Origin of the sequence: Paludibaculum fermentans, assembly GCF_015277775.1 — a bacterium.
Taxonomy (GTDB): domain Bacteria; phylum Acidobacteriota; class Terriglobia; order Bryobacterales; family Bryobacteraceae; genus Paludibaculum; species Paludibaculum fermentans.
Genome location: NZ_CP063849.1, coordinates 3,865,921 through 3,881,975, shown reverse-complemented (window position 1 = coordinate 3,881,975; position 16,055 = coordinate 3,865,921). Strand labels below are relative to the sequence as shown.

General features: G+C 64.1%; 10 protein-coding genes. 1 reads left to right on the top strand and 9 read right to left on the bottom strand.

Features of this window, described 5'->3' with window-relative positions; genetic code table 11:
• Positions 1–6 precede the first annotated feature (6 nt).
• The 7 genes from IRI77_RS15185 to IRI77_RS15155 all read right to left on the bottom strand — a co-directional run bounded on the left by IRI77_RS15185 (position 7) and on the right by IRI77_RS15155 (position 9,356).
• Positions 7–1,566, bottom strand: coding sequence for a carboxylesterase/lipase family protein (locus tag IRI77_RS15185; RefSeq protein WP_194452890.1), 1,560 nt, complete (start codon positions 1,564–1,566; stop codon positions 7–9).
• A gap of 38 nt (positions 1,567–1,604) precedes the next feature.
• The gene (gene bglX, locus IRI77_RS15180; RefSeq protein WP_194452889.1) at positions 1,605–3,884 is read right to left on the bottom strand and encodes a beta-glucosidase BglX; all 2,280 of its coding nucleotides are present in this window, start codon (positions 3,882–3,884) and stop codon (positions 1,605–1,607) included.
• A gap of 163 nt (positions 3,885–4,047) precedes the next feature.
• The gene (locus IRI77_RS15175) at positions 4,048–5,346 is read right to left on the bottom strand and encodes a CitMHS family transporter (RefSeq protein ID WP_194452888.1); all 1,299 of its coding nucleotides are present in this window, start codon (positions 5,344–5,346) and stop codon (positions 4,048–4,050) included.
• Positions 5,346–6,599, bottom strand: coding sequence for a CaiB/BaiF CoA transferase family protein (locus IRI77_RS15170; RefSeq protein WP_194452887.1), 1,254 nt, complete (start codon positions 6,597–6,599; stop codon positions 5,346–5,348). The genes IRI77_RS15175 and IRI77_RS15170 overlap by 1 nt, the downstream gene beginning before the upstream one ends.
• Positions 6,600–6,619: 20 nt before the next feature.
• Positions 6,620–6,937: an AtuA-related protein gene (locus IRI77_RS15165; RefSeq protein WP_194452886.1), complete on the bottom strand. Its 318-nt coding sequence runs from the start codon at positions 6,935–6,937 to the stop codon at positions 6,620–6,622.
• On the bottom strand, positions 6,930–8,309 hold the full coding sequence (locus IRI77_RS15160) for an acyclic terpene utilization AtuA family protein (protein ID WP_194452885.1): 1,380 nt from the start codon (positions 8,307–8,309) through the stop codon (positions 6,930–6,932). The genes IRI77_RS15165 and IRI77_RS15160 overlap by 8 nt, the downstream gene beginning before the upstream one ends.
• 114 nt (positions 8,310–8,423) lie before the next feature.
• Positions 8,424–9,356, bottom strand: coding sequence for a LysR family transcriptional regulator (locus IRI77_RS15155; protein WP_194452884.1), 933 nt, complete (start codon positions 9,354–9,356; stop codon positions 8,424–8,426).
• 76 nt (positions 9,357–9,432) lie between these two features.
• On the opposite strand from IRI77_RS15155, the gene IRI77_RS15150 reads away from it, so the two are divergent.
• Positions 9,433–11,478 (top strand): alpha/beta hydrolase domain-containing protein, encoded by a 2,046-nt coding sequence (locus IRI77_RS15150; protein ID WP_194452883.1) that lies wholly within the window; start codon positions 9,433–9,435, stop codon positions 11,476–11,478.
• 23 nt (positions 11,479–11,501) lie between these two features.
• Here the strand turns inward: IRI77_RS15150 and IRI77_RS15145 are convergent, their stop codons facing one another.
• A complete protein-coding gene (locus IRI77_RS15145; RefSeq protein WP_194452882.1) occupies positions 11,502–13,961 on the bottom strand; it encodes a glycoside hydrolase family 127 protein in 2,460 nt (819 codons plus the stop codon).
• 73 nt (positions 13,962–14,034) lie between these two features.
• Complete coding sequence (locus IRI77_RS15140; protein ID WP_194452881.1) at positions 14,035–16,050, bottom strand: alpha-ketoacid dehydrogenase subunit alpha/beta; 2,016 nt, start codon at positions 16,048–16,050, stop codon at positions 14,035–14,037.
• Positions 16,051–16,055 lie beyond the last annotated feature (5 nt).

Here is a 16,055-nt window from a genome sequence, read left to right as displayed (position 1 = left end):
TGGCGGTTACTTCTTTGCCTGAGCGAGGCCCTCAATCAGATCGAGGCGCGTCTTCAGCGGATCCGGTTTAGCCGCCGGCCCGCCGGTGGTGAAATCCATCAACTGATCCGACTCCGGTTTATAGGCGGGCCATTCGGGCAGGCCGGCTCCGTTGGGATTGCCGGTCTTGGCGAAGTTCGCCCAGTAAGCGTTGGCTGCACGGGCAATCGCCTGATCGGCGGCTGTCAGGTCCTTCCCGTAGCGGGCAGCGACGGTGTCGAACACAAAGGGGATCTCAGTGGCATGAGGGGCGCCGCGCTTCCACTGATTCCTCATCGATTCCGCGACATAGGAGAAGCGGAACTCATATGCCTTCTGGCCGGCCTGGACGAGCGATCGCACAGTATACCGGGCGGGCTCCACCATCATCTGATCAGCCGCCATCGAGATGCCGACTTCCATCACCTTGCCCGTGCCGTCCGGATCGTAGGCTGCCTTGGCCTTGGCGCTGTTGGCTCCAAATGGAGCCAGCAGATCCTCCATCGTCCGGCCCCGCGGGAAGCCGATGTCCGCGCTGTTGGCGCCGGCCATGATGGGGATCTTCGCACCGCGGCCCGCTGCATAGGCTGCGCCGGGCGACTCGACCACGACTTTCCCATCTAGCATGGGACCGGCGTAGGTTGGCGTGCCCATGGAGGCCATGTTCAGGCCCGCTACTATGGCCTCCGCCGGGAGCTTTCTTAGCGCGGCGAGTGCGGCTGCGTCGCTGCCTTCAATGCCCGCGCTCTTGGCAAACGCGAGTCCCACTGATTCTCCAGAGGGCATTCCGGTTGGTCCCTGGCGATCGACATAGCGGTCACCCATCAGCGACGAGCGGCCTCCGCCGGATTCGATTACCGCCTTCTGAATGAGACCAGCAGCCAGGGGTGAAGTCATCATCGTGAGCACCGACCCGCCGCCGGCAGACTCACCAAAGAGAGTGACGTTGCCGGGGTCGCCACCGAAGGCGGCCGCGTTCCGGCGAACCCACTTCAGCGCCGCGATCTGATCCATGTAGCCGTAGTTGCCCAACGGCTCGTTGGGGTTCTCCTTGCTCAACGCCGGGTGCGCAAAGAAGCCGAACCGGCCCAGGCGGTAGTTGAAGCTGATGAACACAATCCCGTGCTTTGCGAACTGTGACCCGTCGTAGACGGCCGGGGAACTGCCACCGTTCACGAATCCGCCGCCGTAGATCCAGACCATCACGGGGAGCTTCTTCGCCGCCGGCTTCTCAGGCAGCCACACGTTCACATACAGGCAGTCTTCCGCGGGCGTGACGCCCAGCGGCGCAGCGTCGCCCGGGAACGGCTTCTGCATGCAATCGGCGCCGTATTCGACGGCCGGCCGGACTCCGGTCCAGCTTTTGGCCGGCTGGGGAGCGCGCCAACGCAAGTCGCCCACCGGAGGCGCGGCGAACGGGATGCCCTTGAAGGAAGCCACTCCGTCTTTGACGGAGCCCTTCAGCCGGCCGGTATCGACCTTCACTTCATCGGACGCGGCGAACGCGGCCGTCGCAGTCAACAGCGAAAACACAAGGAGAGAGCGCATCTTCGGAATACCTTTCCAGAAATCTGTTCGCGACAAGATCATGGCTGAACGATGAACTCCGCATGCAGGGACGCGGATGCATCCTGGCCCACCCAGACGTCAAAGTTCTCGGCGTCAAGAACCCAGCCTTTCGACGCCGAGCTCCAATAGCTAAGTTCGGCTTTGCCCAGCGAGAACCGGACCGTCTTCTTCTCGCCCGCCTTGAGCCCTACCTTTTCGAAGCCCTTCAGTTCACGCACCGGCCGCGAGGCGCCGCCGGCTCGCTGATGGATGTAGAGCTGGACTACCTCGGTGCCTGCCCGCGCGCCCGTGTTCTCGATATCCACTGAGACTTCGACCGGCGTGCCCAGCTTCACCTGGGTGTTCGCGATCTTGAGATTGGACACCGCGAATTTCGTGTAGCTCAAGCCATGGCCGAAGGGGTACAGCGGAGCACCGGACTGGTCCCAGTAGCGGGAGGAGAAGCCGCGGCCTCCTTCCGGTTGATGGGTTGTGTTGTGGGCGTAGTAGATGGGGATCTGGCCCGCATTGCGCGGCCAGGTGATGGGCAGTTTGCCGCCCGGATTGGCGTCGCCGAAGAGAATGTCGGCGATGGCGTTTCCACCCTCATTGCCGGAATGCCAGGCCTCGAGGATCGCCGGAATGTGCGTCGATGCCCAGGTGATGTTCAGCGGACGGCCGTTCACCAGAACGAGAACAACCGGCTTGCCTGTGGCAGCGACCGCCTCCATCAGTTCCTGCTGCCTGCCGGGCATCTCGAGCGAACTCTGCGACGCGAGTTCGCCGCTCATCATCGCCCCTTCGCCCAGCGCCAGGACGACAACGTCAGAGCGCTTGGCCAAGTCGACGGCCTTTGAGAACTCCTGCCGGGCTTGCGCTTCCGTCCAGGGCTCTGCGCTCTTCATGCCGAAGAGATCTTCGAACATCGAGCGGAACTGCTTGGCAATCTGAACGCCGGCGGCGGACTCGACCCTGGCACTGCCGCCGAGCTTGGTCCGGATCCCCTCCAGAACCGTGACGGTGGTGCTGGCATCGACGTCAAAGCCGCTCCACATGGTCAACATGTCGCGCTTGGCGTCGGCCAGAGGACCGATGACGGCGATGGACTTCACTGCGTCCTTCGACAGGGGCAGCAAACCGCCTTCGTTGCGCAGGAGGACGGCTGTCCTCTGTGCGGCTTCTCTCGCAATCGGGCGGTACTCCGCCGCGCCGACGACCGCCTTGGACCGCTCCTCGTCCACATAGGGATGGTCGAAGAGGCCGAGTTGGTACTTCGCGGCCAGGATCGGCCGCACCGCCTGCTCCACCTGGGCTTCAGTGATCCTGCCGGCCTTCACCAGCGCGAGGAGGTTCTCGTTGTAGGTTCCGCTGGCCATGTCCATGTTGACGCCGGCGGTGAACGCGCGGAAGGCTGCGTCCTTGCGGTCGCGGGCAAAGCCGTGCGTTACCAGGTCGCCAATCGAATTGGCGTCGCTCACCACAAACCCCTGGAACTTCCAGGTCTTCCGCAACACATCCTGCAGCAGGAAGGAATTGCCCGTGGCCGGTACGTCATTGAGATCCATGTAGGCGCTCATGAAGGTGGAGACGCCCGCATCCAGCGCTGCTTTGAAGGGCGGGAAATAGACGTTCCAGAGTTCAGAGTCGGAGATGTACGAGGAGTCGTAATCACGGCCCCCATCCGCCGCGCCATATCCAGCAAAGTGCTTCGCGCAGGCCAGGATGTGATCCTGGCTGGTCAGGTCGTTCCCCTGGAATCCACGCACTTGTGCACGGGCCACCATCGCGCCGAGGAATGGATCCTCACCCGCGCCCTCGATCATGCGGCCCCAGCGCGGATCTCGGGCAATGTCCAGCATCGGCGCGAAGGTCCAGGTGATGCCTGAAGCCCGCGCCTCTTTGGCGGCCACTCCATGCACCCGTTCGATCAGTGAGGCGTCCCAGGAGGCAGCCAGCGCCAATGGCATCGGAAACAGCGTCTTGAAGCCATGGATGACATCAAGCCCGAAGATCAGCGGGATGTGTAGACGCGTCTCTTCCATCGCGACTTTCTGGAGCCGGTTGATATCCCCCGGTTTCGAGATCCACAGGATGGATCCGGCCTGTCCCTTGCGAATGGCATCCTCGGGCTTCGGCGAGCCGGGTACAAAGGCAATGCCCCCAATCTGGGCGAGCTGGCCGATCTTTTCTTCCAGCGTCATGCGTCCCAGTAGAGCGTCGGCCTTGGCGGTGACGTTCGGCCTTCCGGCCGGTTGTGCCTGCGCCATGAAGGCCAGGCTTGCGGCCATCAGGGCGATTCCTGCGACGAAGTACTTCATATGACTGCTCCAGATCTACGTTGAACCGGTTACCGCCGGCGTCCCGGCCGGGCTGTGTGCGCGTGCGCGTTCCGATAATACTCTCCGGAGGTTGCTCCGGCAATTGAATCAATCGAATAACAGTAATAACCGAGGCGAAACAATCCATCCGCCTCCCCCTGTGTCAGAGAGGAAAGACTCCGAACACGAGGCACGCCAGAGTCATCAGGACCGACGCGCCCAACAGCAGGGGCGCCGTGAATCGCTGGTGTTCCGCTAGATCTACCCCGGCCAAACCAACGATGAGGAAAGTGGCCGGCGTCAGGGGGCTCACCGGGAAACCCGTTGTCATCTGCCCCAGCAGCGAGGCCTGCGCCACGTGCACTGGAGCGACACCCAGCATCCTGCCGGCGTCCGCAATCACCGGCATCACACCGAAGTAGAACGAATCCGGGTCGAAGAGCAGGCTCAGCGGCATGGAGAGGACCCCCAGCACGACGGGGATGTGCCTCGCCATCTCGGCCGAGACCAGCCGGATGGAGAACTTCGCCATTTCCGTGAGCATGCCCGATTCCTTCAGGATGCCCGTGAAAACGCCCGCCGCGAACAGAATCCCCGCCATCATGAATGCCGTCTTCGCATGGGCTTCCACACGGACGCGTTGGACTTCGATGCCCGGGTAGTTCAGGACCAGGGCGATCGCGGCTCCGATCATAAAGACCACGACCGGTGGCAGGATTCCACTGATCATGATCCCGATCAGGATCACGGTGAGGCCCGCATTCAGCCAGACTTTGCCCGGCCGCCGCAGGGCCTGCTCCTCCAGGGTGAGTTCACGACGCAGGACGAGCACCCCGGCTACTGTTGAGTCGATGTGGAGGCGCCGCTCCTCCCTGACTCCCAGAATCCAGGCGGTCACGAAGACGTAGAGCAGGCCAACGAGTTGGACGGGAATCAGCGGATTGAAGAGATCTGTTACCGGCACGTGCAGCGCCGCGGAGGCACGCAAGGTGGGACCGGTCCAGGGGAGAAAATTGACGCCTGCCGCGAGCGAAGCGGCACAGGCGAGAATCCGCCGGTCGATGCCCACTCGTTCGTAAAGCGGAAGCATCACGGGAATCGTGACGAGGAAGGTCACCGCGCCCGAGCCATCCAGGTGGACGAGCAGCGCCAGCAGCGCGGTGCCAGGCACGATGAGCGCCGGCCGGCTGCCGACCACTTGCAGGATGCGATCGATGAGCGGGTCGATCATTCCGGCGTCGGTCATGATCCCGAAATACAGGATCGCGAACAGGAACATGCCGGCAACGGGTGCGACATTCTGGATGCCCTTCAGGATGAAGGAGCCGGTCTGCAGGCCAAATCCGCTCACTAGCGCCGCACCCACCGGAACGAGAATCAATGCCACCAGGGGCGACATGCGCTTGCTGATAATCAGCGCGAGCAGAACGAGGATGGTGAGCAGGCCTGCCAGCGCAAGCATCAGGGGTGCGCTTCCGGCGAGCCGTCCGGGCACGCAGGCCAAATGATGTGACTGGCGGCGAGGGCCTCAATCTCGCCCTGGGACAGCCCGAGAACTTCAGCCAGGACCGCGGCGCTGTGCTCGCCCAGGCCCGGAGCGGGTTCGCTTACGCGCGCCGGTGTCGCCGACAACTTGACTGGTGGACCCGTCACGCGGTGAGCGCCCGCCTTCGGGCATTCCACGACAGGAAACATGCCGCGCAGGGCCGCCTGGGGATCCTGGGACACCTCCAGGAAATTGCGAACGGGGGAGCAGGGGATCCCGACTGAATGCAGCAGGGCGACCCAGTGTGCGGCGTCCTGTTGGAGAAAGATGGCCGCCAGGATCGCTTCCAGGGCATGCCGGTTGTCCACCCGGCGCGCATTCGTGGAGTAGTCTGGATGACACTCCAGATCCTGCCGGCCGATGACCTGGCAGAAAGCACTCCAAAGCTTGGGGCTGCCGACCGCAATGGAGAAGGCGCGATCCTTGGCCTGGAACACGCGGTAAGGCACAACTGTCGGGAATCCGCTGCCCAAGGGCGCGGGGATCTTGCCTGAACCCAGGAACGACATGTAGTTCGAACTCATGGCCGAGATCATTGAGTCCAGCATCGAGACATCGACATACTGGCCGCGGCCTGTCTGTTCCCGGGCTCTCAAGGCCATCAGGATCCCGATGACCGAGAACAGCCCGGCATTGATATCGGCGACGGCGTAGCCGCTGCGCACCTGCTCCCCGTCTTCGGTGCCTGTGATGCTCAGGAAGCCGCTGGAGCACTCCACGATCAGGTCCATGGCGGCTTCGTCGCGGGACGGGCCGGCCTGGCCGTAGCCGGAGATGGAGCAGTAGACCAGGCGAGGGTTGCGAAGGGCAACGGCCGCGTAGCCGAGGCCGAGCCGGTCCATCGTGCCGGGCCGGAAATTCTCAATCAGGACATCCATCCTGTCGATCAGCCGGCGGCAGAGTTCCAGGCCCTCCGGGCGTTTGAGATCGATGGAGATGCCGCGTTTGCCCCGGTTCAGGCCGAAGAAGAAGGACGAGTCTGTGCCTGCGAAGGGCGGCCCCCAACCGCGGCCCATGTCGCCGCCGGACGGGCTCTCCAATTTGTAGACTTCCGCGCCGAAATCGGCCAGAAGCAAAGTGCAGTACGGGCCGGCCAGGGCGTGGGAAAAATCGAGCACGCGAATGCCCTGCAGCGCGGCGAGGGGCGGAGTGGCCGGATTATCGGGCATGGCTAAACAGGGACTCCTGGTTACGGGACATCGATCTCCATTCGCAGCAGGGCGGCGCTATACGTTTTCCCCTGGGCATCGGTCCGCAGGGAAACGGTGCCGCCTCCGTCCAGGGACTGATGCAGCAGGAAGTTCAACGCGTGCAACTTGGGCAACTCAAAGCGATCGACCCGCCCTTTGCACAACTCACGGAAGTGCTCCTTCACGCGATCGGCGGTGACCTGTTCGACGAGCAGTGGGTAAAGCTCCGGCCGCAGTGCGATCAGGCCGATATTTGTACAGTCGCCCTTATCGCCTGAGCGGGCGTGGGCCACCTCCAACAGGCGCACTCTAGGCATGGACTTCCTTCATGACGACGTTCCAGGAGACTTCCGCTTTCGGAATCAGCGCCGGCCAGTAAGCGACAACCTCTTCCACCTTGGGCCGGCCGCCGACATACGTTACAACGGGCGGTCCGTTCAGCGCCAGGGGTGCGATCTCCCGTGTGAAGCGCTCCACTGCTTTGCGATCCTTGCCGCGCACGCCGACGCGCAAGGCGACTTCCGGCGTATCCGGATGGGAGGGGCCGGACAGCGCATCGCCGTGGCAGGCGTTGGCTCCGATGTATTCGGCGTGGATGGCATCAAAGGTGAGGCCGAGATGGTCCAGCCTGGCGCGCAGGATCTCCTCCGCTTTGCGTGCCTTTCTGGCTGCGTCGGGCCAGCCGTAGACCAGCAGGCCGATGGCCCGGAACCCGCTGGTGTAACTGATGGAGACCTTGGAGAAGTCAGTCGCTGGGCGCCCGGCCGCGCCGCTGAGGCGGACGCGATCGGTTCCGTCCTGTTCAAGGTCGATGGAGGTGAAGTCGGCAATCACATCGGGCGTGATGTAGGTACTGGGGTCGCCAATCTCATAGAGCAACTGCTCAGTGACGCCCGGCACGTTCACCCTGCCGCCAGTGCCCTGGTGCTTGGTGATGACCACGCCGCCCTCTCGCCCGATCTCCGCGATGGGGTAGCCGATGTTGTCGAACTCGGGAATGGACTCCCAGTCGTACTGGCAGTTGCCGCCGGTAGACTGCGTCCCGCATTCAATCGCGTGTCCGGCCACGGTGCCGGCGGCGAGGCGGGCCCAGTCGTCCATCCGCCAGCCGAACTCGTGGATGGCTGGACCCAGCGTCAGCGCTGCGTCGGCGCAACGGCCGGTGATCACGATTTGCGCCCCGCGGCCCAGTGCCTCCGCGATGGGCGCCGCCCCCAGGTAGACATTCGCGCTCTGCACCCGGGAACGGATGACCGCGAGGGGTTCGCCGGTGTCCATGTTGCACAGGGGCACTCCGCGGTCGAGCAGTTCATCCAAGCGGGGCAAGATGTCGTCACCCAGCACCACTCCGATCTTCACGCCGTTGGAAACGCCGGCCCGCTGTAACGCCAAGGCGGCGGCCTCCGCACAGGCTATTGGATGGACCCCTCCGGCGTTGGCCACCACCTTGATGCCGCGCTCGACGATATCGCGAGCGCCGCGCCCGATCATTTCGACAAAATCACGGGCGTATCCCGCGTTTCCGTCCCGCGCGCGTTGCTTCTGCAGGATGGACATCGTGACCTCGGCCAGGTAGTCGAGAGTCAGGTAGTCGATGGGGCCCTGCCGCATCTGCAGCAGGGGAGCCTCCAGCGAGTCGCCCCAGAATCCCTGGGCGTTGGCCACACGGATCGTGTCCGCGCCGGTCATTGCCCACACTCGGTGTCGTGGCCGCGTCGAAAACGCATAAGCTCCACCATAGTGCGGGCGTGGCTTTATAACAATTGAATTATTCCTATCCCAGTGATCCGGTTGTGTTATGAATCACTCGGAATCCACGTGGCGAATTCGCGGCGCCGGCCGCAGCGCCTTGCAGCCGGCGATCAGGGCTCTCAGGAAGGCCGTAGCCGCGGGAGACAGGGTGCGGCCCGACTTCTGGATGGCGACGATCCGTCTCGTGAGGCCCGGTTCCTTGAGGATGCGTGAGCCCAGTCCGCCCAACTCGGAGGCTTCGAACGCGGAGGTCGGCAGGAAGGTGATGCCCAGTCCCGCTTTCACCATGCCGATTGCGGTGGACATGTAGGTCGCCTCATAGGCCGGCACGGGAAAATGGCCCATCGACTGGAAGGCGCGATCCACCAGGATGCGCACGCTGCTCTGCTGGCTCATGAGGATCATCGGTTCGGTGATGAGCTGCTTCAATTGGATGGACCGTCGCTTCCCCAGCGGCGAGCCGGGCGGGAAGACGACCCGCATCTGGTCGTTGAACAGCGGGACCACCTGAATGGCCGGCTCGGCATCGGCGAAGCTGCCGATGCCGAAGTCCACCTCTTCGTTCTTGACCTGCGCCAGCACCACCTGGGCGACGGCATCGCGCAGCGAGACGGTGATGCCCGGTTGTTGCTGGCGGAACTCCGCGATGATCCGCGGCAGGATGGTCGAACAGACGGAAGGCAGGCCGGTGACGCTGACTGAGCCCCGGTCGCCTGTGGCGAGCTCCCGGGCGTTGAGGATCACCGAGTCGATCTCCCGCAGCAGGCGCTGGATCACCGGGGACAGTTGCTGGCCGATGCGCGTCAGTTTGACGGAACGTGTGTTGCGATCGAGCAGGCGAACCCCAATCGTCTCCTCCAGTTGGCGGATCTGCACGGTCAAGGCGGGCTGCGAGACGTGCAGTGCCTGGGCCGCGCGGGTGAAGTTGCCGGCGGCGGCGATGGCGGCGAACGCTTCAAAGTGACGGAGGTTGAGATTCGTCATGGCCATCAGCGTACATTATTACTGCAATCTGAATTATTCAATTGCCTCATCAGCCCCGCTGAGATACTGTGCGGGGATGCTGCGATTCCTGCGTTTGTGGTTCGAGACCCTGGCGTTTGCCCTATTCCTGCTGGCGCTGGGCCCACAGGCCGCCGCCAAGATCGTCCGCATCTCCGTCGAAGAGCGGGAATCACCGGCCTACGGAGGCAGGGACTTCGGCGCCGGGCCCTATGAGCGCCTCTCGGGGCACGTCTTCGGCGAGTTGGATCCGTCGGACCCAAGGAACGCGATCATCACCGACCTCCAGTTCGCGCCGCGCAATGCGCGGGGGATGGTGGAGTACTCCGCTACCTTCACGCTGCTCCAACCCATCGACCCGGCCAAGGCGAGCGGGGTCCTGATCTACGACGTTCCGAATCGCGGCAGCCGCCTGTTGCTGGGCGCGCTGCAGGGCGGGGAACCCGGCGATGGTTTTCTCTTCCGCCGCGGGCACGCCATCCTGGCCAGCGGCTGGCAGGGCGACGTCCTCCCCAGAGCCGGCGTGCAGAGCCTGCTTGTGCCGGTGGCGAAGAACCCCGACGGATCCAGCATTACCGGTCCGGTGCTGGCGCGCTTCAGCGACCTGCCGGCCGGCACGGCCAGCATGCCGGTGACGGGGCAGATGCCGCGGCGTCCTTACCTTGCCGCCAGCCTGGATACCTCGAAGGCGCTGCTGACGAAACGAGCTTCGGAAGAAGGGGCAGTGATCCCGCTCGCGCCTACGGAGTGGGCCTTCTCGAACTGCGCGGCACAGCCGTTTCCCGGAGTGCCGGATCCCGGCTTTCTCTGCCTGAAGCAGGGGTTTGAGCCCGGCCAGCTCTACGAACTTACCTACACCGCGAAGGACCCGCTGGTTCTCGGCATCGGCTTCGCGGCCACGCGCGATACGGTTTCGTTCTTCCGCCGCGAAACCATAGATGGGGCCGGCACGGCAAATCCGATGGCCGGCCGGATCCGGAACGTAGTGTCGCTGGGCATCTCACAGTCGGGCAACTTTGTGAAGTCGTTTATCCATCTGGGCTTCAACCAGGACGAGCAGGGCCGGCGGGTCTGGGACGGCGCGGATGATCACATCGCCGCCCGCCAGACTCCGATGAATTTCCGCTTCGCGGTGCCCGGAGGGTCGGCCGGAATGTTTGAGCCGGGCAGCGAGGCTGTGCTGTGGTGGGCGGATACGCCGGATCCGGTGCGCGGCCGGAAGACCGATGGACTGCTTCACCGGTGCAGTCTCTCGGCGACGTGTCCGAAAATCTTCGAGACATTCGGTTCGGCCGAATTCTGGGGCCTGAAGATGTCGCCGGGGCTGGTAGGCACGGCAGCGAAGGCGGACATTCCTCTGCCTCCGCAGGTACGGCGTTATTACTTCCCGGGCACGACGCATGGTGGAGGTCGAGGCGGGTTCAATGTCTCGATCCCGCCTGGCGGTGGGCGCTGTGTGCTGCCCGAGAATCCCAATCCACAGTCGGACTCGATGCGCGCCCTGCTCGACGCCCTGGTAGAGTGGGTGACCAAGGAGGTTGAGCCTCCGCCCAGCCGCTATCCAAGGCTGGACCAGGGACAACTCGTGCGCGCCGAGCACGGGGCCATGGGCTTTCCTGCGATCCCCGGGCGTCCCTTGCCAGACCAGTTGCTCAACACGTTCTACGACTATGACTTCGGCTCGCAGTTCAACTACAACGACCTCTCGGGAGTGATTGCCGTTCAACCTCCAGCCAGGAAGCAGATCATTCCGGGACTGGTGCCCAGGGTGGATGCGGATGGAAACGAGGTGGGCGGCGTGCCATCTTTGCAGCATCAGGCGCCGCTGGGTACGTACCTGGGCTGGAACGTGACCGCGGCCGGCTTCTACCAGGGACGGGGCTGCGGCTTTGTGGGTGGCTTCGTTCCGTTTGCCGCGACTCGTGCGGAGCGGTCGGCCTCCGGAGATCCGCGCCCATCGCTGGAAGAGCGCTATCCCACGCATGAGTCGTTTGTCGAGGCCGTGCGTGCGGCGGCCTCCCGGCTGGTCCGCGACCGATTCCTCCTCAAGGAGGACGCGGACCGGCTGATCCGGGAGGCGGCGGCGAGCAACGTCCGGCAATGAGTCGGTGGGGTGCGGTCTGCTGCTCAGGCTTTGCCGGATTCCTCCCTGATCCACACGATGGACGTAGGCTCCGGCGGTTGCGGCCGGCGTCCGCTCGCATCGGGCCGGGGCTCCTCTGGAGGCAGCGGCAAGCCGGGCTCCCTGTTCTTGCGGGCGAAGTTCGGGATCGCCAGCATCGGGCTGCCGTCGGCGAACTTCCCGTTCAGTACGACAATCCCGCCAAGCATGTCGCCCTTCCACTCCGGAGTGAGCGGCGACGCCGGGCCCAGCTTCTTTGTGATGTCCTGGTCATCCCGCTCGATGTTGTAGATGAGCGGTCCGTAGCGAAGCGCCACCTTGCCGCGCGTGGCCTCGATCTTCTCGATAGCCTTGACGCGCTGGGGTTTGAGAGGTAGCTCCAGTTCGATCCGGTCGCCCGCCTTCCAGGTCCGGGCGATCACCGCATAGCCCTTCTCCTTCGAGGCTTTCACCGCCTTGCCATTCACCAGGATCGAGGTGATTCCGTTCGAGTCCGGTGAGGGCTTGTACAATTCGCTCACGCCCCGGTCGGGCATCCGGATGCGCACACTGAACTGCTTCGACTCCTTGGGATTCACCGTGATGGCCACCTTGCCGCTCCACGGATAGTTGGTTTCCTGCACCATCTCCACATCGGTGCCGGCGACCTTCTCCAAAACAATGGTGCTGCCGACGAAGAGATTGACGTAGACGGAATCGGGGGTCCTTGAATACGTCCATGTGGGCAGCATCAGCAGCGTGCGCGGGATGTTGCCGACACAGCAGGGGCAGACGTGCCACGCGTATCTGGGCACCACTTCGTCGAGCGGATTGTCGTAGTAGAAGTACTTGCCCGAGAGATCGACTGAGCCCAGCAGGGCGTTGTACAGCGTGTCTTCATAGACGTCGACATACTTCGCTTCGTGATAGGCCAGGTGCATCTTCCAGTGGAAGAAGATCGCTCCGCAACTGGAGCACGCTTCGCAGTAGCCCTGGTTCCGCAGCGAATAGTTGGGGCCGAAGCCCTCATCGGTCTCGCCGCTGCCGATGCCGCCCGTCAGGTAATACTTGCGGTTCACCAGGTTGTGCCACAGCGACTTCACCGCGCTCTGGTAATCGGGATCGTGTGTCTCCACGGCTACATCCGCCATACCCGAGTAAGTGTAGGCCGCGCGCACCGCATGGCCCACGGCCTCATACTGCTGGGTCACCGGCAGGTGGCTCTGGTCGTACTCCTGCTGCTCGCGCGGACCGGTTGCCGTGGCATAGCGCGAATCCAAGAGGTACTTCGCGAGTTGGATGTAGTTGTCGCCCTTGCCGCCGCCCTCCATGTCGTTCACAAAGCGGCCAAAGCGGACCAGGCCCTGCTCGATCTGCTGATGCCCGTCGAACCACGGTTTCTTCGGAGCGGGGCCCAGATTGTTGTACCAGCAGTCTGCCAGTTTCTTGGCGGCATTGTACAAACGGGCGTCCTTCCGCTCCGTCATCAGGTAGTGGTTGATGGCCGATTCCAGGAAGTAGCCGGCGACGTAGCCTTCGTGGTCGCCTCGATGCGCCGGGTCCCAATGCTTGTAGCCTGTTGTGTCGACCACCTTGCCGTCGCGGCCTTCCCTCGACAGCGTGAACGCGGTCTGCAGGTACCCGTCCGGCTCCTGAGCGGCGAGGATCTTGGGAATCCAGTCGTCGAGCGTGGCGCGCATCTTGCGGTGCGCCGCGAGGATTTCGGCGTCTCCCTGCGGGTCCACCATCAGGGCGATGCTCATCGCTTCCACGGTCTGGTGGACCCAGGCGTTCGAGAACACATAGCCCTTGTGCAGGCCGTGCGGCTCACCGCGCAAGGCCTTGCCGGCCTCCACGAAATTGTCGATTCCGCCAGGCCCTACCTGGATGTCGGTGCGGTTGATCTGATCGATGCAGTGCGGAATCCAGTTGACGATCAGCGCCTTCGCTCGCGCGTTCCACAGCGGGCTGGAGATCTTGAAGTTGCGGGTATAGACAGCGCCCAACTGCTGCGCCGGAGGCGGCGTCTCCACCAGTACGTGCAGGGTGGAGATGGACTGCGCCTGGCCGTTGTTGGCTGTCAGTTTTAGGACGTAGGCTCCGGGTGTCGTGAAGGTTGCTGTGGTGATCGGCGCCTTGGGATCGGCAAACGAGATGGATCCCGGACCCGAATCCTTGCTCCAGGCAATCGTCACCGGCGGACCCGTCGGTGCGGCTGGAGGAGGGGCGCCCCGCCGGACCGGCCGGCCCGGATGCGGAACGGGGCCATAGCCGGCCCAGCCGCGCAGGTACGTCTTGCCTGGCAGGATCGTGACCCGGTCGAGGCCGGCTTCAATGTTCAGCGCCGGAGCATCGGCGGCCGACGCGCACGAGATAATGGCGGTATTCAGGAGTGGGGCGAGGACCGCACCTGCCACCGCGGTCCTGCCCGCGTCGCTGAGAAGAGTCCTGCGTGTGATGCCTTTTCCGGACGTTTTACCTTTCATGCCTGGGCGCCTCCAGAATCAGCTTACACGCAATTCGACCGCATTCACGGGCGGCCAAGCCTGTGGTCCGCCGTCAGTAGCGCAGCACTTTCTCCACCGCATCCCGAAGGTCCTGGACACTCGGCAGCGCCATCAGTTCGAGGTTGGCGGCGGAAGGCACAAATGTGTCTTTGGCCGCGACTCTCACCACCGGCGCATCCAGCGAATCCAGCACGTTCTGGGCGATGCGCGCCACGATCTCGCCGCCGAATCCGCCGGTGAGCGAATCCTCGTGAGCCACGACCACGCGGCTGGTCTTGCGGACGCTGCGATAGACCATCTCCTCGTCGAATGGGGCGATGGTCCGCAGGTCCACCACCTCGAGCGACACGCCCTCGCTCTCCATCTGCCGGGCCAGTTCCAGCGCCTGGTAGACCGTACTGCCCCAGGTGACGATCGTCAGGTCACTGCCTTTCCTGCGGATCCGCCCCTGGCCGAAGGGGATGGCGTAGTTGGCATCCGGCTCCAGGGCCTTCGCCTGCATCTTCCGGTAGAGCCCTTTGTGCTCCAGGAAGAGTACCGGGTCGCCGCATCGCATGGCCGTCTTCAGCAGGCCCTTCGCGTCGTCGGCCGAACTGGGGAACACCACGCGCCAACCGGGAATGTGAGCGAAGGTCGCCTCGATACAGGCCGAGTGCCAGGGGCCGCCCTTGATATATCCGCCCGCCGCCACGCGCACCACCATCGGATTGGACCACTGGCCCTGGCTGCGCCAGCGGACCGTCGGGACCTCGTTGCGCAACTGCATCATGGCCGGCCAGATATAATCCGCGAACTGGATCTCCACCACGGGCACGAAGCCGCGCATGGCCATGCCGCTCGCTACGCCAATGATGCTGGCTTCGGCCAGCGGAGCGTTCTCCACCCGGCCCGGAAAGGCGCCGGCCAGCCCGCGCGTCACTCCGAAGACGCCGCCCTTCGGGTCGGCAATGTCCTCGCCAAACATAACGACCCGGGGATTGGCCGCCATCTCTTCGCGCAACGCGTGGTTGATGGCATCGATCATTGTGACCGGCTCCGCCGAAATCGGCTGGGGTGGAGCGGCTATCGGGGTGGGGACCGGCGAATAGATGTGCGCCATCAGGTCGTCCCCGGTTGGTTGCGGCGCGGCATCGGCTTCCAGGGCGGCTTTGTCCACCTCCGCGCGGACGGCTTCGCGTTGCCGGTCGATCTCTTCCCGGGTAATGACCCCATGACGCAAGAGATAGAGCTCCGTGCGCTGGATCGGATCCCTCTCCTGAACCGCCGCCAGTTCTACTTCGCCGCGGTACTTCCGGTGATCGTCGGAGGAGGAATGCGGATCCAGCCGGACCACGTCTGCTTCAATCAGGATCGGACCCGCGCCGTCGCGTACCTGTTGAATGGCTGGGGGCAGGTCGCGGTACATGTCCTCATACCATGTGCCGTCGATGTGGAAGGTGCGCACGCCAAAGCCGCGTGCGATCTGCCGCACCGTGGAGCCGGTCTGCACTTGCTGGCGGGTACTGATCGCAAAGCCGTTGTTCTGCACCGTGAAGACGACCGGCAGGCTCTCGCGGGAAGCCCAGTTGAGGGCCTCGAAGAACTCGCCCTCGCTCGTAGCGCCTTCGCCCGAGGAGACGTGCACCACCTGGTCGGAGCCGTCGAGCTGCAGGGATCGAGCCAGCCCGACCGCCGGCAGATACTGGCTGCCGGTAACCGCAGTCTGGGCAACCAGATGGAGAGCGGGATCACTGAAGTGCTCCGGCATGTTGCGGCCGTTCGAACTCGGATCGCCGCTCCGGCTCAGCATCGCCAGGAAGATGTCCTTCAGCGGCACGCCCAGGCCAATCGCCAGCGCCTTCGACCGGTAGTAGGGGAAGAACCAGTCGTGGCCCGGCCGCAGCAGCATGGTCATGCCGATCTGCAGCTTCTCGTGGCCTCTCGTCGAGGCCTGGAAGGTGCACTTGCCCTGTTTGGCGAAGACCTTCAGCCGAGCTTCCACCAGCGACACAGTGAGCATACGCCGGTAGAGTTCAAGGGTGACGTCGTGGGGGACGATCACGGGGAGGGAATCTGCTCTGGCTGCCATACAGC

Coding starts and splice junctions, on each gene's coding strand:
- IRI77_RS15185 (WP_194452890.1), bottom strand. CDS start 1,566: ATGCGCTCTCTCCTTGTGTTTTCGCTGTTGACTGCGACGGCCGCGTTC.
- bglX (WP_194452889.1), bottom strand. CDS start 3,884: ATGAAGTACTTCGTCGCAGGAATCGCCCTGATGGCCGCAAGCCTGGCC.
- IRI77_RS15175 (WP_194452888.1), bottom strand. CDS start 5,346: ATGCTTGCGCTGGCAGGCCTGCTCACCATCCTCGTTCTGCTCGCGCTG.
- IRI77_RS15170 (WP_194452887.1), bottom strand. CDS start 6,599: ATGCCCGATAATCCGGCCACTCCGCCCCTCGCCGCGCTGCAGGGCATT.
- IRI77_RS15165 (WP_194452886.1), bottom strand. CDS start 6,937: ATGCCTAGAGTGCGCCTGTTGGAGGTGGCCCACGCCCGCTCAGGCGAT.
- IRI77_RS15160 (WP_194452885.1), bottom strand. CDS start 8,309: ATGACCGGCGCGGACACGATCCGTGTGGCCAACGCCCAGGGATTCTGG.
- IRI77_RS15155 (WP_194452884.1), bottom strand. CDS start 9,356: ATGACGAATCTCAACCTCCGTCACTTTGAAGCGTTCGCCGCCATCGCC.
- IRI77_RS15150 (WP_194452883.1), top strand. CDS start 9,433: ATGCTGCGATTCCTGCGTTTGTGGTTCGAGACCCTGGCGTTTGCCCTA.
- IRI77_RS15145 (WP_194452882.1), bottom strand. CDS start 13,961: ATGAAAGGTAAAACGTCCGGAAAAGGCATCACACGCAGGACTCTTCTC.
- IRI77_RS15140 (WP_194452881.1), bottom strand. CDS start 16,050: ATGGCAGCCAGAGCAGATTCCCTCCCCGTGATCGTCCCCCACGACGTC.